Origin of the sequence: Streptomyces capillispiralis (genome assembly GCF_007829875.1) — a bacterium.
GTDB lineage: Bacteria > Actinomycetota > Actinomycetes > Streptomycetales > Streptomycetaceae > Streptomyces > Streptomyces capillispiralis.
In genome coordinates, this window is record NZ_VIWV01000001.1 from 4,958,125 (window position 1) to 4,980,697 (window position 22,573).

21 protein-coding genes, 1 tRNA gene and 1 pseudogene are annotated in these 22,573 nt (G+C 73.8%); 8 read left to right on the forward strand and 15 right to left on the reverse strand.

Annotation, left to right across the window (positions count from 1 at the left end; translation table 11 throughout):
• Positions 1–46: 46 nt before the first annotated feature.
• The 5 genes from FHX78_RS21565 to ehuB all read right to left on the reverse strand — a co-directional run bounded on the left by FHX78_RS21565 (position 47) and on the right by ehuB (position 4,071).
• On the reverse strand, positions 47–805 hold the full coding sequence (locus FHX78_RS21565) for an IclR family transcriptional regulator (RefSeq protein WP_145869065.1): 759 nt from the start codon (positions 803–805) through the stop codon (positions 47–49).
• Between the two features lie 225 nt (positions 806–1,030).
• Positions 1,031–1,819: an ectoine/hydroxyectoine ABC transporter ATP-binding protein EhuA gene (gene ehuA, locus FHX78_RS21570; protein ID WP_145869066.1), complete on the reverse strand. Its 789-nt coding sequence runs from the start codon at positions 1,817–1,819 to the stop codon at positions 1,031–1,033.
• Positions 1,809–2,459, reverse strand: a complete 651-nt coding sequence (ehuD, locus tag FHX78_RS21575) for an ectoine/hydroxyectoine ABC transporter permease subunit EhuD (RefSeq protein ID WP_145869067.1) — start codon at positions 2,457–2,459, stop codon at positions 1,809–1,811. Before ehuD ends, ehuA begins: the two co-directional genes overlap by 11 nt.
• Entirely contained in the window at positions 2,456–3,160 is a 705-nt protein-coding gene (ehuC, locus tag FHX78_RS21580) for an ectoine/hydroxyectoine ABC transporter permease subunit EhuC (protein WP_145869068.1), read from the reverse strand. Before ehuC ends, ehuD begins: the two co-directional genes overlap by 4 nt.
• Positions 3,157–4,071 carry an ectoine/hydroxyectoine ABC transporter substrate-binding protein EhuB gene (gene ehuB / locus FHX78_RS21585; protein WP_145869069.1) on the reverse strand — a complete coding sequence of 305 codons (915 nt, stop codon included), beginning with the start codon at positions 4,069–4,071 and terminating at the stop codon, positions 3,157–3,159. Before ehuB ends, ehuC begins: the two co-directional genes overlap by 4 nt.
• A gap of 220 nt (positions 4,072–4,291) precedes the next feature.
• Between ehuB and FHX78_RS38185 the strand changes: the two are divergent.
• Positions 4,292–4,504 (forward strand): annotated as a pseudogene (locus FHX78_RS38185) (DUF3830 family protein); the annotation flags it as partial.
• On the opposite strand, the gene FHX78_RS21595 reads toward FHX78_RS38185, so the two are convergent.
• On the reverse strand, positions 4,485–5,888 hold the full coding sequence (locus FHX78_RS21595) for an amidase (protein ID WP_145869071.1): 1,404 nt from the start codon (positions 5,886–5,888) through the stop codon (positions 4,485–4,487). The pseudogene FHX78_RS38185 and the gene FHX78_RS21595 overlap by 20 nt on opposite strands.
• 17 nt (positions 5,889–5,905) lie before the next feature.
• Positions 5,906–6,853, reverse strand: a complete 948-nt coding sequence (locus FHX78_RS21600) for a D-2-hydroxyacid dehydrogenase (protein WP_145869072.1) — start codon at positions 6,851–6,853, stop codon at positions 5,906–5,908.
• Between the two features lie 162 nt (positions 6,854–7,015).
• Here FHX78_RS21600 and FHX78_RS21605 point away from each other — a divergent pair, with 162 nt between their 5' ends.
• From FHX78_RS21605 to FHX78_RS21625, 5 genes are all read left to right on the forward strand, one after another.
• The gene (locus FHX78_RS21605) at positions 7,016–7,753 is read left to right on the forward strand and encodes a maleate cis-trans isomerase family protein (RefSeq protein WP_145872094.1); all 738 of its coding nucleotides are present in this window, start codon (positions 7,016–7,018) and stop codon (positions 7,751–7,753) included.
• Entirely contained in the window at positions 7,750–8,481 is a 732-nt protein-coding gene (locus FHX78_RS21610) for a maleate cis-trans isomerase family protein (protein ID WP_145869073.1), read from the forward strand. Before FHX78_RS21605 ends, FHX78_RS21610 begins: the two co-directional genes overlap by 4 nt.
• A gap of 291 nt (positions 8,482–8,772) precedes the next feature.
• Positions 8,773–9,138, forward strand: a complete 366-nt coding sequence (locus FHX78_RS21615; RefSeq protein WP_145869074.1) for a hypothetical protein — start codon at positions 8,773–8,775, stop codon at positions 9,136–9,138.
• A gap of 167 nt (positions 9,139–9,305) precedes the next feature.
• The gene (locus FHX78_RS21620) at positions 9,306–9,920 is read left to right on the forward strand and encodes a hypothetical protein (protein ID WP_145869075.1); all 615 of its coding nucleotides are present in this window, start codon (positions 9,306–9,308) and stop codon (positions 9,918–9,920) included.
• Positions 9,911–9,984, forward strand: a tRNA-Lys gene (locus FHX78_RS21625). The genes FHX78_RS21620 and FHX78_RS21625 overlap by 10 nt, the downstream gene beginning before the upstream one ends.
• 63 nt (positions 9,985–10,047) lie before the next feature.
• Here the strand turns inward: FHX78_RS21625 and FHX78_RS21630 are convergent.
• On the reverse strand, positions 10,048–11,265 hold the full coding sequence (locus FHX78_RS21630; protein ID WP_145872095.1) for a M6 family metalloprotease domain-containing protein: 1,218 nt from the start codon (positions 11,263–11,265) through the stop codon (positions 10,048–10,050).
• Positions 11,266–11,686: 421 nt separating this feature from the next.
• On the opposite strand from FHX78_RS21630, the gene FHX78_RS21635 reads away from it, so the two are divergent.
• The gene (locus FHX78_RS21635; protein WP_145869076.1) at positions 11,687–13,549 is read left to right on the forward strand and encodes a putative bifunctional diguanylate cyclase/phosphodiesterase; all 1,863 of its coding nucleotides are present in this window, start codon (positions 11,687–11,689) and stop codon (positions 13,547–13,549) included.
• Here FHX78_RS21635 and FHX78_RS21640 read toward each other — a convergent pair.
• The 6 genes from FHX78_RS21640 to FHX78_RS21665 form a co-directional block, all read right to left on the reverse strand.
• Positions 13,525–14,616 carry an LLM class flavin-dependent oxidoreductase gene (locus tag FHX78_RS21640; RefSeq protein ID WP_145869077.1) on the reverse strand — a complete coding sequence of 364 codons (1,092 nt, stop codon included), beginning with the start codon at positions 14,614–14,616 and terminating at the stop codon, positions 13,525–13,527. The two genes, FHX78_RS21635 and FHX78_RS21640, sit on opposite strands and share 25 nt — an antisense overlap.
• A 135-nt stretch (positions 14,617–14,751) precedes the next feature.
• A complete protein-coding gene (locus FHX78_RS21645) occupies positions 14,752–15,081 on the reverse strand; it encodes a hypothetical protein (protein WP_145869078.1) in 330 nt (109 codons plus the stop codon).
• Positions 15,082–15,126: 45 nt separating this feature from the next.
• Positions 15,127–16,476, reverse strand: a complete 1,350-nt coding sequence (locus FHX78_RS21650) for an AAA family ATPase (protein WP_145869079.1) — start codon at positions 16,474–16,476, stop codon at positions 15,127–15,129.
• Complete coding sequence (locus FHX78_RS21655) at positions 16,473–18,071, reverse strand: hypothetical protein (RefSeq protein WP_145869080.1); 1,599 nt, start codon at positions 18,069–18,071, stop codon at positions 16,473–16,475. Before FHX78_RS21655 ends, FHX78_RS21650 begins: the two co-directional genes overlap by 4 nt.
• On the reverse strand, positions 18,062–19,216 hold the full coding sequence (locus FHX78_RS21660; RefSeq protein WP_145869081.1) for a hypothetical protein: 1,155 nt from the start codon (positions 19,214–19,216) through the stop codon (positions 18,062–18,064). Before FHX78_RS21660 ends, FHX78_RS21655 begins: the two co-directional genes overlap by 10 nt.
• On the reverse strand, positions 19,167–20,117 hold the full coding sequence (locus FHX78_RS21665) for a phosphatase PAP2 family protein (protein ID WP_145869082.1): 951 nt from the start codon (positions 20,115–20,117) through the stop codon (positions 19,167–19,169). Before FHX78_RS21665 ends, FHX78_RS21660 begins: the two co-directional genes overlap by 50 nt.
• A gap of 187 nt (positions 20,118–20,304) precedes the next feature.
• Here FHX78_RS21665 and FHX78_RS21670 point away from each other — a divergent pair, with 187 nt between their 5' ends.
• A complete protein-coding gene (locus tag FHX78_RS21670; RefSeq protein WP_145869083.1) occupies positions 20,305–20,901 on the forward strand; it encodes a histidine phosphatase family protein in 597 nt (198 codons plus the stop codon).
• 40 nt (positions 20,902–20,941) lie between these two features.
• Here the strand turns inward: FHX78_RS21670 and FHX78_RS21675 are convergent, their stop codons facing one another.
• Entirely contained in the window at positions 20,942–22,378 is a 1,437-nt protein-coding gene (locus FHX78_RS21675; RefSeq protein ID WP_145869084.1) for an NsdA family TPR-like regulatory protein, read from the reverse strand.
• Between the last annotated feature and the right edge of the window lie 195 nt (positions 22,379–22,573).

Below are 22,573 nucleotides of genomic sequence, written 5' to 3' on the forward strand. Positions count from 1 at the left end.
ATATTACCCGGTGCCCGGGGGTGCTTCCGACCACCGCCCGCGGACCCTAGATCGTCAGCGAGAGCAGCACCGGGGCCGCGCTGCGGTTGAGGGTGTCCGCGGCCCGGCGCAGGCGGTGGGCGTGCTCGACCGGCAGGGACAGGGCCAGACAGCCCACCGAGGAACCGGCCGTGATCGGCACGGCCGCGCACACCGTGCCGACGGCGTACTCCTGAAGGTCCAGCACCGGCACGGTCGGCGGCTGCGACGCCAGCCGGGAGAGCAGCAGCCGGTCGCTGGTGATGGTGCGCGAGGTGAGCCGGGCCATCCGGTGCCGGGCGAGGTGGTCGCGCCGGCCGTTGTGGTCGAGCTGGGTGAGCAGGCTCTTGCCGACCGCGGTGGCGTGCGCCGAGCAGCGGAAGTCCACCCACTCGTTCACCTTCGGGGTGGCCGGGCTGTCGGCGTACTGGGTGACCCGGACCTCGCCGTCGATGTACCGGCTGATGTAGACGGCGGCCCCGACGCTGTCGCGGAGCCGGTCCAGGGTGTGCTGGAGCTTCTCGCGCAGCGCCTCCTGGTGCCCCTCGGCGGATCCGAGGCGGGCGAAGGCCGCTCCGGTGACGTACGCGCCGTCGGCGGTCTGCTGGACGTAGGCCTCGCGGCGCAGCATCCGCAGGAGCGTGGTCAGTCGCTCCGTGCGCAGGCCGGTCTCGCGGGCGATGTCGGTGTCGGTGACTCCTGTGGTGTGCCGCGCCACCGTCTCCAGGACGCGCAGGGCGTCCTGGACCGAGTGGTACGGCGCGGTCGGCTCGTGCCTCAGCGCCACGGTTTCCCCCTGCGCTCGCTCGTCAGGACCTGGGGCCGCAATCCGGTCGGCGAATCCCCTCCACGATAGCCGTCAAACGGCTCCCGGGAAGCGGGTGTTGACCAGATTGCGGCCCCCTCGACTGCGGCGGCGGCCCCCCTCAACTGCGGCGGCGATCCTCTGGCACATGCCGCAGGCATGAGCCACGGCGTGGACCTCGGGTGTTTCCCCGCGTACGGCGCGTGGTCACAGGACCGCGCTGAGGAACTCCCGCGTGCGGTCGTGCTCCGGCTCGCTGAAGATCTTCTCCGGCGGACCGGCCTCGATGATCCGGCCCGAGTCGAACATCAGCACCTGGTCGGAGATGTCCCGGGCGAAGTTCATCTCGTGGGTCACGCAGAGCATGGTGATGTCGGTGGAGCGGGCGATGTCCCGCAGCACGTCCAGCACGCCCGCGACCAGCTCCGGGTCGAGCGCCGAGGTCACCTCGTCCAGCAGCAGCACCTGCGGCCGCATCGCCAGCGCCCGCGCGATTGCCACCCGCTGCTGCTGCCCGCCGGACAGCTGCGAGGGGTGCTTGCCGATGTGCTCGGTCAGCCCGACCATCTCCAGCAGCTCCCGCGCCCGCTCCTCGGCGGCGTCCTTGGACATGCCGAGCACGGTGACCGGGGCCTCGGTGATGTTCTTGAGCACGGTCATGTTCGGGAACAGGTTGAACTGCTGGAACACCATCCCGATCTTCTTGCGGACCTCGCGGACCTGCTTCTCGGGCGCCGGGAACAGCTGCTCGCCGTCGACGGTGATCGTGCCCTCGTCCGGCTTCAGCAGCGTCATCAGCAGCCGCAGGATCGTCGTCTTGCCCGAACCGGACGGCCCGATCAGGGTGACGTGCTTGCCGGCGTCCACGGAGAAGTCCAGGTGGTCCAGGACCGTGTGGTCCCCGAACCGCTTGGTGACCTGCTCCAGGCGGATCAGCTCGCCGGTGCTCCGCCGCGGGTCGGGCTTGCTGTCGGTGGGGTGGATCTCAGTGGACAAGGCGTCGCTCCAGGGCTCGCAGGGCAAGGGAGGCCAGGTAGGAGATGACGATGAAGGCGAAGCCGATCACCGTCAGGGGCTCGGTGAACTGGAAGTGCTGCTGGGAGAAGAGCCGCGCCTCGCCGAGCATCTCCAGCACGGTGATCGCCATCAGCATCGGCGTGTCCTTCAGCATCGAGATGACGTAGTTGCCGAGCGCGGGCACCACCCGGCGCACGGCCTGCGGCAGGATCACCGCGGTCCACGTCCGGCGCAGCGGCAGGTTCAGCGCCGTCGCCGCCTCCCACTGGCCCGCCGGCACGGCCTCGATACCGGCCCGGTAGACCTGCATGGTGTACGTCGAGTAGTGCAGCCCGATGGCGAAGACGCCGGTGGTCAGGGCCGAGAAGGTCAGGCCCCACTCGGGCAGCACGTAGAACAGGAAGAACAGCTGCACCAGCAGCGGGGTGTTGCGGACGAACTCCGTCACCGCGCCGACCGGCCAGGTCACCCAGCGCGTCGGCACCCGCATCAGCAGCGCCCACACCAGGCCCAGGACGAACGAGATCACCGAGCCGAGGACGAGCGCCTGGAGGGTGACGATCAGCCCGTCCCAGAAGTGCGGCATGAAGTCGGAGACCGCGCTCCATTCCCACGTCACGCGACACCACTTCCCTCGGGCACCCGCACGGCGGCCGGCTTCTTCTTCCTGGACGCCTTGCCGACCCCGGCCTTCAGCTTCTTCTCCAGCCCGCGCATGAGCCGGGTCAGCAGGAAGGCGATCACGAAGTAGATCAGCAGGATGTACGTGTAGATCTCCGCGCTCTCCTGCAACGCCAGGCGCACCAGGTTGCCGCTGAACGCCAGGTCGCCCATGCCCATGATCGACACCAGGGCGGTGCCCTTGAGCAGCTCGATCAGCAGGTTGGAGAACGGCGGGATCATCTCCGGCACCGCCTGCGGCAGCAGGATCAGCTTCATCCGCTGCCACGGGGTGAAGCTGAGCGCGATACCGCCCTCACGCTGGGCCGGGTCCACCGCGGCGAGCGCGCCGCGCACGATCTCCGACCCGTACGCCCCGTAGGTCAGCCCGAGCGCCAGGGTGCCCGCCCACAGCGGCACCAGCTGCCAGCCGAAGGCGGGGGGCAGCACGAAGAACACCCAGAAGATCATCACCAGCGCGGAGGTGCCGCGGAACACCTCGGTGTAGACGCCCGCCAGGAAGCGGACGATCCACAGCCGGTGGGTGCGCGCGACACCGACCACGAACGACACCGCCGTCGCCAGCAGCGCGCTGAGCACGAGCAGCTGGACCGTGACCCAGACGCCGTTCAGTACGAGTTCCCAGAGTCCCGATGTCATCCGCCGCACAACTCCTTCGCGGTCAGATCCGTCATCTCGTCCTCGGTGAAACCGAAGGGCTTGAGGATGCGGAGCAGCTCGCCGCTCTCCTTGAGCTTGTGCAGCTCGACGTTGAAGGCGTCCCGCAGCCCGGTCTCGGTCGGCCGGAAGGCGAAGGCGCCGCCGTCGACGTGCGGCTTGCCGTCGACGATCGGCTTGAAGGGCTCCGTGACCTCGGCCTTCGCGGACTTCTTCACCACCTCGCGGGTGGTGAGCGCGGTCCCGGCGAAGACGTCGACGCGTCCGGCCTCGACGGCGTTCAGGCCGGCGACCTGATCGGGGACGATCAGCATGTCGCCCTCCTCGTACCCGGCCTCGACGGCGTACGCGATCTCCGCGTACCCGGTGCCGGTGGCGAACCTCGCCTTCTTCTCGACGACGTCCGCGTAGCTGCGCAGCCCCAGCGGGTTGCCCTTGCGCACGATGAACGAGTCGAGCATCTGGTAGTCGGGGTCGGAGAAGATGACCTGCTCACAGCGCTCGGGATTGACGTACATCCCGGCGGCCACGACGTCGAACTGCTGGGAGTTGAGTCCCGGGATCAGGGAACCGAACTCGGTGGGCACGGGCTGCACCCGGTCCACCCCCAGCCGCTTGAAGATGACCTTCGCGAGCTCCGGCGCCTCCCCGGTCAGCTCGCCGTTCCTGTCGATGTAGCCGAACGGGATCTCACCGGCGATGCCCAGGCGGACGACGCCCGCCGCCTTGAGCCGGTCCAGCAGGTCACCGCCGTCCGTGGTGGAGGCGGTGGGCACCCGCGAACAGCCCGCGGCCCCCAGTGCGCCGAGCGCCGCGACCCCCGCGAGCAGCGACCGGCGTGAGGGTCCGGAGGTCTCCCGGAGTCGTCTCAGTGGTTGTAGTGGTGGAGCCATGGCGGCGCGGCTACCCGAACGGATGCGAGTTATTCCGGCCAGATTCGGTCCCGTTCGGCGGTCGGGCGGTCGTGACCGGCGCGGGACGATGGAGAACATGGCAGAGCGATATCTCGAGATCTCCCTGGTCAAACGCGGCATCACCTGCACGGCCCGCCTCCCCGACGACCGGGCCCCGATCACCTGCGACACCGTCTGGAAATCTCAGGCCAGGGCCGATGGCCACGACCGCGAGGTCCGCCCCGGCACCACCGTCGTGGACCTGGCCCTCTTCTACGAGCGCAACAACCTCCTCCTCAACGGCGACGTCGGCTGGGTCCCCGGCATCGTCTGGGGTCAGGTGGCGGAGGGCCCCGACGCCATGGCGGAGGGCTGCACCGACCTGTGGCGCACGGGGGCGGCGGGGGAGAGCCTCAGCTTCCGGCGCGCGTGACGCCCGCGCCCACCCCCGCCTCGTACAGCGCGTGCGCCGCCCGCAGGACCAGCGCGTCCCGGTGCCGGGCGGCCACCAGTTGCAGGCCGACGGGCAGCCCGTCGGCGTCGGTGCCCACGGGCACCGTCGCGGCGGGCTGCTGGGTCATGTTGAAGGGGTAGGTGAACGGGGTCCAGCCCGTCCAGCGCCGGTGGCCCGACCCCTTCGGCACCTCCGCGCCCGCCTCGAACGCCGTGATCGGCAGGGTCGGGGTGACCAGCAGGTCGTAGGTGTCGTGGAAACGGCCCATCCGGCGGCCCAGGTCCATCCGGACGTCCACCGCGGCCAGGTAGTCCAGCGCCGAGAGCCGGGCACCGGCCGCGCAGATCTCCCGCAGCCCGGGGTCGAGCATCTCCCGCCGGTCGCGGGGGAGGCGCTGGGTCACCCGGGCCGCACCGGCGAACCACAGGGTGTGGAAGGCCTCCACCGGCTCGCTGAAGTCGGGGTCGGCCTCCTCGACGTAGGCGCCGAGCCCGGCCAGCCGCTCCACCGCCCGCCGCACCGCGGCCGCGACCCCGGGCCGCACCCGCACCTGCCCGCCCAGCGACGACGAGTACGCCACCCGGAGCCCCCGCACCCCGCCCGCCGACCCCTCGCGGAACGAGCCCGGTGCCGGTCCGAGCGCCGACCAGTCACGGGAGTCCGGCGCCCCGATCACCTCCATCAGCAGCGCCGCGTCCGCCGCGTCCCGGGTCATCGGACCGACGTGCGCCAGCGTGCCGAACGCGCTCGCCGGATACAGCGGCACCCTCCCGTACGTCGGTTTCAGCGCGAAGATCCCGCAGAACGCCGCCGGGATGCGCACGCTGCCCCCGCCGTCCGTCCCGAGCGCCAGCGGTCCCGCGCCCAGCGCCACGGCCGCCGCCGCGCCCCCGCTGGACCCGCCCGCCGTGCGCCCCGGATCGTGCGGGTTGCGCGTGACGCCGGTGAGCGGCGAGTCCGTCACCCCCTTCCAGCCGAACTCGGGGGTCGTCGTCTTGCCGAGGAACACGGCGCCGTGCTCCCGCAGCCGGGCCACCGAGGGCGCGTCCTCCTCCCACGGGCCCGCCGGGTCGACGGTCCGCGAGCCCTTCAGGGTCGGGGCGCCGCGCAGCAGCAGGATGTCCTTCACCGTGACCGGCACCCCGTCCAGCAGCCCGCATGGCTCACCGCGCCGCCACCGCTCCCGGGACGCGGCCGCCCGCTCCAGCGCGTCCTCGGCGAGCAGCCGCACGAACGCGTTCACCTCCGGCTGGATCTCCTCGGCCCGCTCCAGCGCCGCCCGGGTCACCTCCACGGGCGAGAACTCACCCCTGCGGTACCCCTCGACCAGTCGTACGGCGGTCAGCTCGGTGAGCTCGGACATCCGGCCTCCCAGGAACGTCAGTGACCCGGTACATACCCGCGCTGCTTGTCGACCACGTTCACCAGCGGCCTGCCCGCCGCCCACCGCTCGAACAACTCCACGAACTGGGCGCCGAGTTCGTCCCGCCAGCCGGCCGTGTCCCCGCTCATGTGGGGGGAGACGACCACCCCCGGGAGGTGCCAGAGGGGGCTGTCCGGCGCGAGCGGCTCGGTGGCGAAGACGTCCAGCGCGGCCCCCGCGATCCCCCGCTCCCGCACCGCCCCGGCCAGCGCCTCCTCCACGACCAGCTGCCCCCGGCCGACGTTGACGAAGTACGCGGACGGCTGCATCACCGCGAACCGGCGGGCGTCGAACATGCCGCGCGTCGCCCCGGTCAGCGGCGCCGCCGCGATCACCCAGTCCGCGCGGGCGAGCAGCCGGTCCAGGTCCTCGGGGCCGTGCACGCCGTCGCGCGCGGCGCGGCCGACCAGGGCGGTGGTGACGCCGAGCGCCCCCAGGGTGCCGGCGACCGCCCGGCCGATCGGCCCGGAGCCGACCACGCAGGCACGGGTCCCGGCGAGCCTGCGCGTCTCGCGGTGCCGCCAGGTCCGCTCCCGCTGGAGCTCCAGCGTCCGCGGCAGGTCCTTGGCGAAGGCGAGGACGAGGGCCGCGACGTACTCGGCGATCGGCTGGTCGAAGACGCCGCGCGCATTGGTGACCACGGTGTCGGAGGCGGCCAGTTCGGGGCAGAGCAGGTGGTCCACGCCCGCGCTCGCCGTGTGCACCCACCGCGGGCGCGGGCCGTCGCCGGGCCACGCCTCGCGCACCGCGTGCGAGGTGAAGTCCCACACCAGCAGCACGTCCGCGGACGGCAGCCGGGCGGCGAGCGTCGACGCGTCCGCGTGTTCCACCCGCACGCGACCGGTGAGCCGGCCGAGGCGGGGGAGCGGGTCGGTGCCCAGCACGAGGAGCGTGGGGGTGGTCATGGGCCGCCGTTCCTCCGGCCGGGGCCGGATCCGGGAGGGGAAGAAGTACGGGAGTCCGAGATGTGCGGATTGACCACGCTCGCACCCGAACCTACCGTCGTCAACACGGGCGTTCCCGCGATCCGTTGTGTGCTCGTCTCCCAGCGTGAGGCCGGTGCTGCCATGGACGTCTCCTTCCTCGGCGGTCCGGGCCCGCAGCGCGGTGTCGGTGTCGTCAGCGAGCACGAGACCCTCGGCGACGCGGTGCGCACCCTCACCGCGGTCGCCCCCGAGGTCGTCGCCTACGCCTGCGCGTCGGGCAGCTTCGTCGGCGGGACCGTCGGCGAGCGGGCGATGTGCGAGGCGATGAGCCGGGCCGGTGCGGTCCCGGCCGTCACCACGTCGGGCGCGCTGCTGGAGGCGCTGGTGGAGCTCGACGGGCGCCGGGTGGCGCTGGTGACGCCGTACACCGTGCCGGTGACGCGGGTGTTGGAGAGCTGTGTCGCGTCGGCCGGGGTCACGGTCACCGGGTGCGCGTACATGAACCTGACCCGGCACATCTGGAAGGTCACCTACCGCGAGGTGGTGGACATGGCCAGGCGGGCGGCGGTGCGCGGCCGGCTCGGCGCGGCGGACGCGCTGTTCCTCTCCCGCACCGACCTGCCGACGTACGACGTGATCCCCCAGCTGGAGGCAGAACTGCGCATACCGGTCATCTCGGCCAACCAGGTGACCATGTGGGCGGCGCTGCGCCGATTGGGTACCCGGGCGGTGGGACCGTATCAGGCGCTGATCGACGCGTCGGCGCGCTCCGGGACCGTACTGCCGGGCCAGACGTCCGGGGCCGTACTGCCGGGCCACGCGTCCGGCGCCGTACTGCCGGAAGTGCCGGAAGAGAAGCAGCAGGAAGGCTGGACATGACCGCACTGGGATTCCTCTACCCGGGCCACTCCGCCGAGGACGACTATCCGCGCATCGAGCAGTTGCTGGGCAGCGACATCCGGGTGGACCTGGTGCACACCGACATCGGTGAGGACGCGCACCGGGTGGACGCGCTGCGGGAGATGGGCTCGCCCGAGCGGCTGGCGGCCGGCCTCCAGCAGCTGCGCCTCTCGGGCGCCGAGGCGGTGGTGTGGGCCTGCACCAGCGGCAGCTTCGTGCACGGCTGGGACGGCGCGCACGAGCAGGTGCGCGACCTGGCGCGGGCGGCGGGCATGCCCGCGTCGTCCACCTCCTTCGCCTTCGTGCACGCGCTGCGCGAGATCGAGGCGCGGCGGGTCGCCGTCGGCGCGACCTATCCGGACGACGTGGCCGCGCTCTTCGCCGGGTTCCTGCGGGCCGGCGGGGTGGAGGTGGCCGGGGTGCGCGGCTCCGGGAGCGTCACGGCGGCGGAGGTCGGCCGCTGGCGCGAGGACGAGCTGTTCGCGCTGGCCCGCGCGGCCGACACCCCCGACGCCGACGCCCTGCTGCTGCCGAACACGGCGCTGCACACGGTCGCCCACATCCCCGCCCTGGAGAAGGAGCTGGGCAAGCCGGTGCTCACCGCCAACCAGGTCACGGCCTGGGAGTGCCTGCGCCTGACCGACCGGCGGGTGAACGCCCCGGAGCTGGGCGCCCTGTTCACCCGGGAGCCGATCGTCCAGGTCTGAGGCCGACAACGGGAGAACCCCGGTCCCGCTACGAGCGGGCCGGGGTTCTGATCGAGCGCCGGGCAGGCCTTGCACCTGCATTTCCCCGCAGGAAGCGGGGCGTCTTTCCTTGGACCACCAACGCGTGGACGCTGTCGGGGGTGCGCCCCGAAGCGTGCAGGATGATCATACCGCAGATTCTCCGTGCCTCCCGCCGCCTCGGGCCGGAGGCCCTCTTGCGGGGGCGCGGGACAATGGACGGTGGCCCACCCCCCTGGGGGGCCGACCGCGACGTACGCGAAGGAGACGCACATGGCGGAGCACACGCCGCGCCAGGAGCAGCCGCGGCTACGCCCCGCGCCCCTGCTGTTCGAGCCCGCGGAGGCGGCCTCGGATCCCGAGCACTTCTTCGACCTGGAGTCGATCGAGGATCCCCGTGCGCTGCTGGAGCGGGCGACCGAGCTGACGCTCGCGTTCCGTGCCGCGGCGGACCGGGCGACGGAGTTCCAGGCGCTGGCGGCGGCCCAGCTGGCCGACCCCCGGCGCTTCGACCGGCTGACGCCGGCGGACATCGCCGAGCGCGCCGAATGGACCGAGGACTACGCGAAGAAGATGGTCGAGTTCGGGCGGGACCTGATGCGCGGAGGCGAGGGCCGCGACCACGCCGACCCGGGGTGAGCCGGGCGCCCGCCGGGGGAGAAACACGGACGTGAGCCGGGCGCCCACCCGGGCCGAACAGGTGTGGCATATGCCGGGTGGGCAAGATACCTCCCTCGCCGCCCCCGTGTCCCCGGTTCGCGCAACTCTGCGGAATCGTTCCCTCACGGCGGGTAGACCTGTCCGTCATGAGCAGCACACGGAATGCCTCCGACGTCGGTGACGTCACCCCGGACGGCGCCGCCTGGCTCGCCTCGGCCGGAACCTGTCCGCGTGGCACGCTCGCGCACGGGGAGGAGCGCCCGCACGCCCCGGTCGTCCTGCCCTGCGGCACGGTCTTCGACGTGGTGAGCGTGCCCGCGATCTTCGGGCGCCGGATGCTGGACCGGATGTGGGAGGAGGGGCCGGGCTCCGGGCCGGTGGCGGAGTTCCGCGGCCGCATGCTGCTCTTCGCCGCTCCGGGCACCGCGCAGCGGCTCCCGGTGCTGATGGAGTGGGAGGAGTGGTCGGCGCACGGCCAGGACCCCGGGCGGACCGGCCGCACCGGCGCGGTCCCGCCGCTGCTGTGCCACGGCACCGGCGACGCGGTCACGGTCCCCGCCCCCGTCGCCCGGGCGCGCGCCGGCGAGGCCGCCCCCGCCGCCCGCTGGCTCGTCGCCCCCGACACCCGTCACCCCTGGCTGCCGGGCCCCGAGGTACTGCTCTGGGCGGCGGTGCGGGCGGCCCGCGAGGCCGTGCGGATATCGATTTTTCCTCCCGCCGATCGTGGTGCTAATGTCTACGACGTCAGCAGGCGCCGCTAGCTCAGTTGGTTAGAGCAGCTGACTCTTAATCAGCGGGTCCGGGGTTCGAGTCCCTGGCGGCGCACGACACGCAGAAGGCCCCTCGCGCGAGCGGGGGGCCTTCTCCGCGTCCGCCCCGTCCGCCCGCCTACCCCGTGCTGATCTTCACCGTCCAGGCCCCCGACGCCGTGCGTCCCTCCACCTCCACCCGTACGGACTCCCCCGGCACGGTGAAGCTCTCGCCCAGGGCGACCGGCGCGTCGGCGAGCGGCGGGTAGACCGAGTCCTCCCAGCAGGCCGCGGAGCGCGGATGGGCGTCGACGACCTCGACGGGGCCGCGCCCGGACCGGGTGCCGCTGCTCACCCGGTAGACCAGCACCCCCTGCCGGCAGGCCGCCGCGTCGACGCCGACCTGGCCGCGCGCCTCGAAGGCGAGCACGCTGTCCGGGCCGGTGCGCACGACCGCCAGCTTGGTTCCGCGCCCCAGCCCGAAGGACGGCGCCCCGGCCGCACCCGTCACCGGGGTCCCCGGCCCCGCCCCCAGCGGCTCCAGGGTCAGCCGCGCCGGCCCCGCGTCCTGCACGCACCGCACCTGCCGCGGTTCCAGCCAGCCCAGCTTCCACTTGTGCCAGCCGAACAGGTCGGGGGCGAGCGCGAACTGGCTGCCCATCAGGTCCCAGTCCCCGACATGGGTGTCCCAGTCCCCCTTGCCGTCCACGGGCCGGTGGTAGAGGTCGGGCAGGTCGAAGACGTGGCCGGTCTCGTGGGCGAGGACCAGCCGGTCCGGGGGGTGGTTCTCGAACACGGTGACGACCCGGCGGATGTCCGTGCCGTCGGCGCGCAGCGGACGGTCCAGGTTGACGACCTTCGTGGCGTCGGAGTCCACGCCCGGCGCGTCCGGGTCGGCGACGAAGTAGACGACGTCGTGGCGCGAGAAGTCCACGTGCGGGTCGGCCGCGGCGAGCGCGTCGCGCAGATAGGCCGCGCGGTGGGCGACGGTCCAGTCGCGCTGTATGGCGTACGCGGTGGAGGGGCGCGGCATGCGGATCCACTGCCGCAGGGCGTGCGGGCGCAGGGTGAACCGGCCGTAGGAGGCCCGCTGGAAGAAGCGGCTGGTGGCCGGGAAGTGGTCGGCGACGAGTTCGCCGGGCGTGGTCAGGGGGTGCGAGTCGGGGAAGGACAGGAACACCATCACCGCGTCGAGCCGGCCGGCCGGGCGGGGGTAGGCGGCGTTCCAGGTGTCCAGGCCCTCGGAGTGGTGGGCGTCGGTGCGGGTGAGGGCGCAGGGCGCGGCGGAGAAGGGCTCGGCGACGGAGGGGACGCTCACCAGCGAGGTCGCCGCGAGCGCCGACATGGTGGTGCACATCGCCGCCGTACTGCGCAGCCGGGGCCGTACACCCGATCGGCCCAGCCGTCCGCGCGGAGTCTCACGGCCGAGTCGTCCCGGGGTGAGCTGACGCGGCACGGGGACCTCCGGGAGACGGTTCACGGGACACCGCACCCAGATTGTGATGACTTGTCGTACTACGCCCTGTTCGGTTGCGTCGGACGAGTGAGAAGAGCGGACATTCGAGCGGGGCCGACACCCCGTTCACTCACGGAACGTCACAACCGGTCGTGGGGCTGAAGAAGCCGTCCACCCTTGAGCAGAAACGATCTGGCGGGGATGCGGGCCGGTCCTGGACACTGGACAGTGGCTGGAAGGCCCGGACACGGGCCTCTATGATCGGCACACTTTCCTGAGACTTCCCTGCACGAACAGATCGAGGGCACTGCGGGAGCGAGCGGTGAGCGGAACGTCCGAAGGGCCGGCGCCCGCAACGGAACTCGACCGGTCGGTCGTCACAGAGAGTGAGATCATCACGTCTCCCGGTACCGAACCACCGCCCCCCGAGCCCCCCGAGTCCGCCGCGCCCCCGCCGTACCGCTCGGTCTTCACGGCCGCGCCGCACGCCATGGCCGTGGTCGACCGCGAGGGCATGGTGACCGGCGCCAACGCCGCCCTCGCCACCCTGCTGGGCCGCGACCCGGACACCCTCACCGGTGCCGTCGCCGCCGACCTGGTGGACCTCTCCAGCGACGCCCGCACCTGGCACGCCTACCGGGAACTGCTGCGCGGACAGCGGGCCAGACTGCGCTGCACCCGCCGGCTGAAGCACCCCGAGGGACACGCCCTGTGGGTGCGGGTGACCGTCACCCCGCTGCCCGACCGCGACGGGGGCGTGCTGCTGTCGGTCGCCGACATCGGCGACCACCGCGAACTCCAGGCCCAGCTGCGCCACCTGCGGATGCACGACCCGGTCACCCGGCTGCCCAACCGCACCCTGTTCTTCGAACGGCTGACGGCGGCGCTGGAGGCGGAGTCGTACGAGGAGAGCGGCACCGGCCGGATCGGGCTGTGCTACCTCGACCTGGACGGCTTCAAGGCCGTCAACGACACCCTCGGCCACCGCGTCGGCGACCGGCTGCTGGCCGCCGTCGCCGACCGGCTCACCCGCTGCGCCCAGGAGGCGGGCCGGACCAGGGCGGGCACCCCGCTGGTCGCCCGGCTCGGCGGGGACGAGTTCGCGCTGCTGGTCGAGGACTCCACCGGCACCGAACAGCTCGCCGACCTCGCCGAGTCGCTGCTCGAGGCGATCCAGGCCCCCTTCGACCTCTCCGGCCGGCGGCTGTCCGTCTCCGCGTCGATCGGGGTGGTCGAGCGGCACGCCGCCGGGACCACGCCGACCGCGCTGATGCAGGCCGCCGACACCACGCTGTACTGGGCGAAGGCCGACGGCAAGGCCCGCTGGACCCTGTTCGACCCCGAGCGCAACGCCCACCGGGTGACCCGCCAGGCCCTCGCCTCCACGCTCCGCCCCGCCATCGACCGGGGCGAGTTCGCGCTGGAGTACCAGCCGCTGGTGGGCATGGAGGACGACCGGGTGCACGGCGTGGAGGCCCTGATCCGCTGGCACCACCCGAAATTCGGCACGTTGACGCCGAATCGGTTCATCTCACTGGCCGAGGAGGACGGCTCGATCGTGCCGCTCGGCCGCTGGGTGCTGCGCACCGCCTGCCGGCAGGCCCGCGACTGGCAGACGGAGCACCCCGACGAGCCGCCGATCTTCGTCAGCGTCAACGTGGCGGTCCGTCAGGTGTGGGACTCCGACCTGGTGGCGGACGTCGCCGAGACCCTCGCGGAGACCGGCCTGCCGCCCCACCTGCTCCAGCTGGAGCTGACCGAGTCGGCGGTGATGGGCTCCTCCGGGCGGCCGATCGAGACCCTGAAGGCGCTCAGCGACATGGGCGTGCGCATCGCCATCGACGACTTCGGCACCGGCTACTCCAACCTGGCCTACCTCAGCCGGCTGCCCGTGTCGGTGCTGAAGCTCGACGGCTCCTTCGTGCGCGGCTTCCAGATCGAGGACCGCGCCGCCCGGCCGAGCCCGGCCGACGAGGTCATCGTCGAGGCGATGGTGCAGCTCGCCCACCGGCTCGGCCTCACGGTCACCGCGGAGTGCGTGGAGACCTCGGCGCAGGCCACCCGGCTGCGCCGGATCGGGTGCGACACCGGTCAGGGCTGGCTGTACTCCCGCCCGGTGTCGCCGGACCGCATCTCCGAACTGCTGGGCACCCCCGGCCTTCAGGCGGGCGTCGGCAAACCGTAGGCGTCCGCGACCAGTTCGTAGGAGCGCAGGCGTACGTCACCGCCGTGCGCGTTGGCGGTGAGCATCAGCTCGTCGGCGCCGGTGCGCTTGTGCAGATCGTCCAGGCCGGCGCGGACCTCGTCCGCGGTGCCGTGGATGACGTTGGCGTTCCAGGAGTCGACGAACTCCCGCTCCATCGGGCTGAAGTCGTACGCCTCCGCCTCCTCGGGCGTGGGCACGAGCCCCGGACGGCCGGTGCGCAGCCGCACCATGCTCAGCGCCGCGGCGAGCACCTGGCGGCGGGCCTCCTTCTCGTCGTCCGCCGCGAGCGCCGAGACACCGATCAGGGCGTAGGGCGCGTCCAGCACCTCGCTCGGCCGGAACGTCTCGCGGTAGAGGTCCAGCGCGGGGACGGTGTTCTGCGCCGAGAAGTGGTGGGCGAAGGCGAAGGGCAGCCCGAGCATGCCGGCCAGCCGGGCGCTGAAGCCGGACGAGCCGAGCAGCCAGAGCGGCGGGCGGTGCGGGGACTGCACGCCGCCCGGCGACGTCGCCTGCACCGGGCCCGGCACGGCGTGGATCCGCCGGTAGGGGTGCCCGTCGGGGAAGTCGTCGTCCAGGAAGCGGGTCAGCTCGGCGAGCTGCTGGGGGAAGTCGTCGGCGCCCTCGTTCAGCCGGTCGGTGCGGCGCAGGGCGGCCGCCGTGGCCCCGTCGGTGCCGGGCGCGCGGCCGAGACCGAGGTCGACCCGGCCCGGGGCCATGGCCTCCAGGGTGCCGAACTGCTCGGCGATGACCAGCGGCGCGTGGTTGGGCAGCATCACACCGCCGGAGCCCAGGCGGATGCGCTCGGTGTGGGCGGCGAGGTACGCCAGGATCACGGCGGGCGAGGAGGAGGCCACGCCCGGCATGGAGTGGTGCTCGGCGACCCAGTAGCGGTGGTAACCGCGGGACTCGGCGAGGCGCGCGATGTCCACGCTGGTCCGCAGCGCGTCGGAGGCGGTGCGCCCGGCCCCCACGGTGACCAGGTCCAGGACGGAGAGGGGCACGGGGGCGGTGCCGTCGGCTGTGCCCCGGATCTCGTCTGCGGCCACGGTGGGGTGCCTCCTGTAAGTGCGTGACGGGTGCGGTCCCTCTTAACAGGAGGCAGTCCCCGTTTATTCCGGCAGGGACGCGCGCGGGGGGCCGACGGGCGGCGGACGCGGAGGAGCGGCCCGCACGCGGCGGGCTCAGACCGTGCCCGCCTCGATGGCCCGCTCCAGGTCGACGTCGACGCAGAACAACCGGACGGCGGCCTCCGGCGCCACCTCCCGCACGGCCACCTCCAGCCCCCGCTCGAACGCCGGCTCCCAGTGCCGGACACCCGAGACGACGACCGGGTAGTGACCCGTACGCCCCAGCACCATGTGCTCCCCGTCGCGCTCCAGCAGCGACAGGGTCACCTCGTCGTCGATGCGCTCGTCACGGATCACCCCGTGGACCGCTCGCCGCACCTCCTCGGCCTGCTCACGGGAGACGAGTCCCCGGACGTCCAGCTCGATGCGAAGGTTCACGGACATGGCGGGCACCCTACTGGCGTCGCCGGCCGGCAGCCGCACGGGGTGTCAGGGCCGCCAGGCCACCCGGTGTTCCGCCAGGTGGGCCAGCACCGCGTGGTTCGCCTCCCAGCCGTCCGGGAACTTCACCAGCGTGCCCAGCTGGACCGGTTCCGTGGACGGATAGTCGTCCAGCAGGTCCCCCACCCCCGCGCGGCACACCACGATGCACGCGTGCCGGTGCCGGGAGGCGAGCACGCACAGGCGGCCCGTCTCCAGGTGGAAGGCGGTGGCGTCGGGGCGGCCGGAGAGCGGGTGCAGGACGACCGTGACGTCGTACTCGCGGCCCTGGAGCCGGTTCGCCGTGTCGACGGTGACGTCCGCCACGCCCAGCTCCGCGAGCGCCGCCCGCACCGCCGCCGCCTGGTCGCGGTGCGCGGTGCCGACGGCGATCCGGTCGGCGGTCAGCGGGACCGGGTCCGGTGAGCGTTCGGAGACGGCCGCGCCGCCCCGGTCCAGCAGGCGCCGCACCACCAGCGCCACCGCCCGCACCGCCTCCGGGTCCGTGCGCGGGGTGTGCCGGGCGGGCAGCTCCAGCAGGCCCCAGCCGGACTCGGCCGCCTCGTCGATGACCCGGTCCGGGCCCGAACCGTCCGACGCGACCCCCAGCGCGAGCCGCCGGTCGCCGTGACCGGTGCCGCTGCGGAACGGCGTGTACGGGTAGAAGGCGTCCGACACCAGGGGCGCCGCCGACGCCGGGAGCCGCCACGACACCGGCAGCCGGTGCTGCGGCAGCCCGGGATTGTGGGCGAGCAGCGTGGTCACCGCGGACGCCGACGGGTCGTACGACAGGCCCGCCCACTGCTCGCTGCCCACGATGGAGAACGGGTCCAGCTGCCCAGGGTCGCCCACGAACAGCGCCCGCTCGAACAGGTTCGCCACGGCGAGCAGGGCGTCCGAGCGCATCTGGTATGCCTCGTCCACGATCGCGTGCTCCCACGGCTCGACGCCCTTGACGTGCGCCCACTTCGCGGCCGTCGAGAGGACCACGCCGAGTCCGGCGAGATCGGCGGCCTTCGCCGACTTGCGGACGTTGTCCAGCGCGTCGAGGGCCTTGTCGTAGGGGTCGGTGTCGTTGCTGTGCAGCCGGCCCACCGGCAGGTCGGGGTTCTTCTCCGCGAGCCGCAGCACCAGGTCGTCGACCTGTGCGTTGGTCTGCGCCACGACCATCAGCGGACGGCCCGCCTCCGCCAGTTCCAGGGCCGCCCGCACCACCAGCGTGGACTTGCCGGCGCCGGGCGGGGAGTCGACGACGACACCGCGCGCGGCGCCGCGCAGCGTGTCCCTCAGGATCGCGTCGGTGGCGCGCCCGGCCGCCGCCCCGGGATCGAACACGGCCGCTTCGGCAGGGGCGGTCACAGCACGTCCTCCTCGGTCACCGGGTCCGCGGCCTCCGGTACGGCCTCACCGGGCGGACCGCCATGGGTCCACGGGGTCTCCTCCGGGTCGGGCAGCTTCGCCCCGCCGCGCGGTTCGTGCTCGAACAGCGTGAAGCACAGGCGGTCGCCCTTCTCCGGGACCGAGCCCGCCTCCGGCTCCTTGCCCCGGCCCATCCTGTCCAGGACGCGCAGCACGAGGAGACCGCCCTCCGGACCCTCCTCGTGGCCCACGAACTCCACCGTCTGCGGCTTCCCGCCCAGCGAGCGGTACGCCCTGGCCCGCTCGCCCAGGTGCGGACTGTCGTCCGTGCGGACGGTGACCAGCGGGCGCGGGCTGGGCCGCTTGCTCTCGCTGTACGCCATCACCACGTCGACCACCTCCCCCGCGAACGCCTCCCCGGCCAGCCGCCGGCCCGCCATCACCAGCGGGTCGTCCAGCGCCTCCTGCGCCTCCAGCCGGGCCTGCTCCCGCTCGCGCACGGCGAGCTTGTTCGCCGCGGTGACCGCGTCGTCGCGGCGCGGCTGCGGCGGCTCACCGGCCAGCACCCGGTCCCGGTGACCGGTGAACGACCAGCGGTCGCGCGTCCACCGCTCCTCGACCCGCGCGCCCTCCGGCAGCTCCCGCAGCAGGTCGAGCCCCCGCCACACCGCGTCCCAGGCCGGCCGGGTACGGCTCTCCACCAGCGCGCGGATCTCCCGCTCGGCCGCGGTCAGCGCGCCGAGGCGCTCGTCGGCCTCCAGGCCGTCCTCCGCGGCGGCCAGCGCGGTGCGGGCCCGGTCGTAGCGCTCGATCGCCGGGGCCAGCAGCCTGTTGTCGAACGCCGGGTCGGTCGCCGGGCCCGCGGGCGGGCACACCAACTGGCCGTCGTCGTCCCGCGCCAGCTCGGCCTCCTGAGCGGCCTCCGCCCCCGAACGCCCCTCGGGCGGGTCGATCCAGGCGAGCAGCGCCCCCAGGTGCTGGTCCTCCAGCGTGGACTGCCCGGTCGCCCAGTGCCGGGACAGGACGTCCGTCATCGCCAGCAGCAGCGAGGAGCCGGGCACCCGGGCCCGCTCCCCGAAGTGCGTCAGCCACCGCCCGAGCAGCGGCACCCGCGGCGGCGCAGGGAACGGGGCCTCCGGGTCCTGCTCCGCCGTGCGCCGGAACCGCATGGAGCGCCCCAGCAGCCGCACCAGGTCGATGCCGGCCCGGGACGGCACGATCAGCTGGGGCGCGTCCGCGCACAGCTCGACCTCGACCTTGACCCGCTTGCCGGTCTCCGGGTCGGTCTCCGCACGCTCGGCGGCCTCCACGGCACCGGCGAAGCCGTCGACGTACGGCAGGACCACGTCGGCCAGTTCGGACAGGAACGCGAACCGCAGGTCGCGGTCGCGCGGCTGCGGCACGGCCAGCAGCCGCGGCGCGTCCCGGTCGGTGCCCACCAGCGCGCCCAGCGGGGCGCCCGCCTCACCGGCGGTGGTGAGCGGCACGAACACCAGGGGCCGCCCGGACAGATGGCGGTGCCGGACGGTGGCGGCGGGCTGGGCGCGGCCGGTGCTGACCGCCTCGAGGCGGGCGAGGGTGGCGATCAGCGACAAGGGGCCACCTCCCGCGCGGCGGCGCCCGCCAGCGCCTCCGCGCGCAGGGCGGCCGCCCTGCGCAGCGCCGCCACCGCCGGGTCGTCGGGGTCCCCGGCCTCCCCGCGGGCCGCCGCGAGCACGTCCTCGACCGTGGTCAGGGCGCCCAGCTCCGCGCGGACCGGACGGCCCAGCCGGGTCACCGCGCCCTCCGCGCGGGAGCGGTCCCGGCAGTGGAACGCCAGCTCGCACGCCGACAGGCACTCCGGCGCGTACGTCGCCGGGACCGACTCCACGGCCGCCGTCAGACGGTCGGCGGGCAGCTCCGGCGAGAAGCAGGCGCCCTCGGGAAGCGTGTCGGCGATCTCCTCGATGCGGGTGAGCCGGTCCAGCTGGCGGGCGGTCACCGCGCGCTGCTTGCGCACGTCCACGGCGGACGCGGTGGGCAGGTTGGAGAAGTCCTTGGGGCACACCAGCAGGATCCGGTGCCGTACCCGCGGGGCCGGGTCCAGCCGCGCGGCGGCCCGCTCCAGGGCCAGCACGTACACCGCCGCCTGGCGGGCCGCGGCGCCGACCTTCGCCGGGTCCGCGGCGCCGTCCAGCATCGGGAACGACTTGATCTCCACGACCGTCCAGCTGCCGTCCGGGTGCACCACCACCGCGTCCGGCTCCAGGAACGCCGGGGAGCCCGCCACGTCGAGCGCGAGCATCGGGTGGTCGAGCAGCGTCCAGGTGCCCGGGGCGGCGGCGGCCGCCTCCGTGGCCTCGCGCAGCGCCAGTTCGGTGCGCGCGGTGCGGCCCTCGGGGCCCTGCGCGGTGAGATCGGGCACCCGCGCGGCGGCGGGCGGTTCGGCCGCGCGGTCCAGCTTCTCGTGGGCCAGCCGCAGCAGCTCCGTACCGCCGTCCGCCTTGACCTTCGCCTCGAACGCGTTGCCCCGCACGAACGCGAACTGGGACTGGCCGAAGGCCGACGGCGAGCCCAGCGCGCTCGCCAGCGCCGCCTTGTCCACCCCGGCGCCGTCGAGGATCGCGCGCCGTCTGCAGCCCGGGTTGGCGGCGAGGGCGGCCAGGGCGCGCGCGTCCAGCGCCTTCGCCGGGACCTCCGGGCCGCGCAGCTCAGCGAGCCGGTGCCGGAGCGCCTTCTCCCGCGTCCGAGGGGGAGGCACCCGGTTCGGTCCCTGACCGGTACCGCGACTCGGGGTGCCGCTGCCGTGGAAATCGCTCACCCGCGGAAGTCTGGCATCCGGCACTGACAATCGGGGAACGCGAGTCGGCCGAGTCCGCCGCGACCGGCGCGGTGCGGGGCAGCAGCCGGGCCCTCGCCCGGTCCGCGTACCGCGTCACGACCGGGGCCAGCAGGAAGCCGGCGCCCATCACGGCGGCGCCCGCGGCGGCGTCGAGGAAGTAGTGGTTCGCGGTGCCCATCACCACGATCGTGGTGATCAGCGGATAGCCGACGGCGGCCGCGCGGGTCCAGCGGGTGCGCCCGTACCGCCACAGGATCACCCCGCACCACAGCGCCCAGCCGACGTGCAGGCTCGGCATCGCCGCGTACTGGTTGGTCATGCCGCCGAGCCCGCGCGGGGCGCTCGCCTCGCCGCCCCACCAGCCGTACGAGCTGTAGTGCGCCATGGTGTCGACGAAGCCGTGGCCCGCGTCGAGCAGCCGGGGCGGGCAGGTGGGCAGCAGCGAGAAGCCGATCAGGCCGATGAAGGTGGACGTCATCAGCCAGGTGCGAGCGGCGCGGTAGTGCGCCGCGTGGGAGCGGAACAGCCAGACGAGGAGCGCCGGGGTCAGCAGGTAGTGCAGCGAGGCGTACCAGAAGTCGGCGGGTATGCCGAGCCACGGTTCCCGGGTGAAGAGACGGTTCAGCGGATGCTCGGCGTTGAGGTACAGCGTCTTCTCGATGCGCAGGATCGCCAGCCCGTGGTCCACGGCGTCGGAGACGTCGCCCCGGACGATCAGCCGGCCCGCCGAGTAGCAGGCGTACACCACGAGGATGATCGGCAGCTCGGACCACCAGCGCAGCCGGGCCGTCCCGGTGCCCGGTGTCTCGGTGTGCGGCATCCGATCGCTCCCCCTGTGTGTCCTCGCGCGGCGCTCCGTCGGCGGCGAGCCACTTTACGGTGTGCGCGTCCCCCCGCGAGACGCCCTCGGCCCTGATAGACGCGGAGATCGCCCCGCGGGTTGCCCGCTATGAGGGTGCGCGATGATGGGGAAGTTACGCCTGCGAATTTCACCCGAGAGGTCTCCCATGGCACCGCGCATCCTGCTGGCACGGCACGGACAGACGCAGTGGTCGCTGTCCGGCAAGCACACCGGCAGGACCGACGTACCGCTCCTGGAGGAGGGCCGGCGGGGTGCCAAGCTGCTCGGCGAGCGCCTGCACCGGGCGCCGTACGACGGGCTGTCCGGTGTCGAGGTGCGCACCAGCCCGCTCTCCCGCGCGCGGGAGACCTGCGAACTCGCCGGCTTCGGCGAGCGCGCGCAGCCCTGGGACACGCTCATGGAGTGGGACTACGGGGACTACGAGGGCATGACCCCGGCCGAGATACAGGCGGCCCGCCCCGGCTGGCTGATCTGGCGCGACGGCGTCCCCGGCGGCGAGAGCCTGGACGCGATGACGGCCCGCGCGGACGAGGTCGTGGACTGGGCCCGCTCCGCCGACCGGGACGTGCTGGTCTTCGCGCACGGGCACATCCTGCGCTCCATCGGCGCCCGCTGGCTGGGCCTGCCCCTCGACTTCGCCGCCCGCGTCCGCCTCAACCCGACCTCCCTGTCGGTCCTGGGCTGGGCCTACGGGGAACCGGCGATCGAGACCTGGAACGACCAGGGCCACCTGACGCCCTGAGCCCCGGCCGGCCCCCGCGCGGCGGGCCGGCCCCGCTCCGTCACACCGCGCGGGGCAGCGAGGCGTGACGGTCCAGGAAGGCCGAGACGCCCGAGGCGTGGCGGTGGGGGAGCAGGACGCGGGACGTGCCCGCCAGCAGGGTGCGCACCCGGGAGGACTGGACCTCCGCGAGCAGGTCCAGGACCCGCATGCCGGCCTGGGCCGCCTCGTCGGGGCGGCCGCCGCGGGCCAGGTCGTCCGCCAGCTCCGCCGTGTAGAGGGCGATGTTGCGGGTGAAGTGCGGGTCCTGCAGCTCCGCCGCGCGCCGCGCGTGCCGGGCCGCGCGCGGCCAGTCGCCCAGGGTCGACCAGCACTGCGCCTCCAGGCCCTCCAGCTCCGCCTCCCCGTAGAAGCTCATCCACTCGGGGTCCGCCTCCGAGGGGCCCCGCTCGAAGTAGGCCTGCGCCCGGGCCAGCGCCTGCTCGCAGCCGGTGCGGTCGGCGAGCCCGGCCCAGCCGCCCGCCTCGCGCAGCGCCAGCAGCGACATCAGCCGGGGCGAGCCCAGCGGCCGCGCCACCCGCTGGGCGGCCTGCGCCGCCCGCACCGCCTCCCGGGGCCGGCCCGCGTCCCGCGCGAGGAACGCCGTGTTGCAGAAGGCGTGCGCCTCCAGGCCCGGGTCGCCGGTCACCCGCGACGTCGCCAGCGCCTCCGCGTAGTGCGAGCGGGCGTCGTCGAAGCGGCCCGAGTCGTGCGCCAGCCAGCCCACCGAGATGGCCAGTTCACCGGCGCCCGAGTACAGCCGGTCCGCGGTGCGCTGCCGGGTCGCCCCGGCGTCCAGCAGCGCGTAGGCGGCCCGCAGCGGGGCCGCCGCGCGGCGGTAGAGCCCGTCCGCCCCGTGCCGGTCGTCCAGCAGCCGGATGCGGCGGACGGCGTCCTCGAGAGCGCCCGCGTCGCTCGCCCCGGGACGGCGCACGGCGCGCTGCGCGGCCGAGGCCTCGGGGGCGAGCCCGTACGGGCTCAGTGAGGCGGCGGCCACCGTGGCGCCCCCGCCGGTCATGAATGCGCGACGCAGCACGTCGCTCTCCTCGTGGTCGTGCGTGTCGTACGTGTCGTACCGGTCCTGCGTCTCATACGGATCGTGCGTCCCGCCGTGCTCACCCGTGGCTCCCGCCGGGTCCGCGGGGGCGTCCCCGGCGGTCCGGGCCCGGCGCCCGCGGACCGAGGAGCGGGGCGCGAACCCCAGGTCGGTCAGCGTGCGGCCGGGGAACATGTGCAGGAACACCCGTTCGTAGGCGTAGTTGGGGCAGCGGATCTCGCCCGCCTCCACCCGGTGCACGTAGCGCGCGTCACAGCTGACCCGCTCGCCGATCTCGCGGGCGGCCCGCCGGACCGCCGCGGCGAACTCGGCCGGTGAGCGCGCGCCGCGCGCCTGCCGGAAGACGAGGTTCGGCCGCGGGGGCCGGTCGGGCTGGGACGAGGGCACCGTTGACGACGCCATGGCCGGGTCCTCTCTGCGAACCGTCGAACCATGCCGGAATCAGGGTGACTTGCCGTGTGCTGCCCTGTTTCCGGCGGGCATGAACGTACCTGCTGTGACGGAGTCACCACGCGAAGTTTGGCTACAAAGCGGATATGTCATCCACGATCTGCCATGAAGTGCCATCCTTTGCGGCGGACTTCCGCCGTAGCCGTT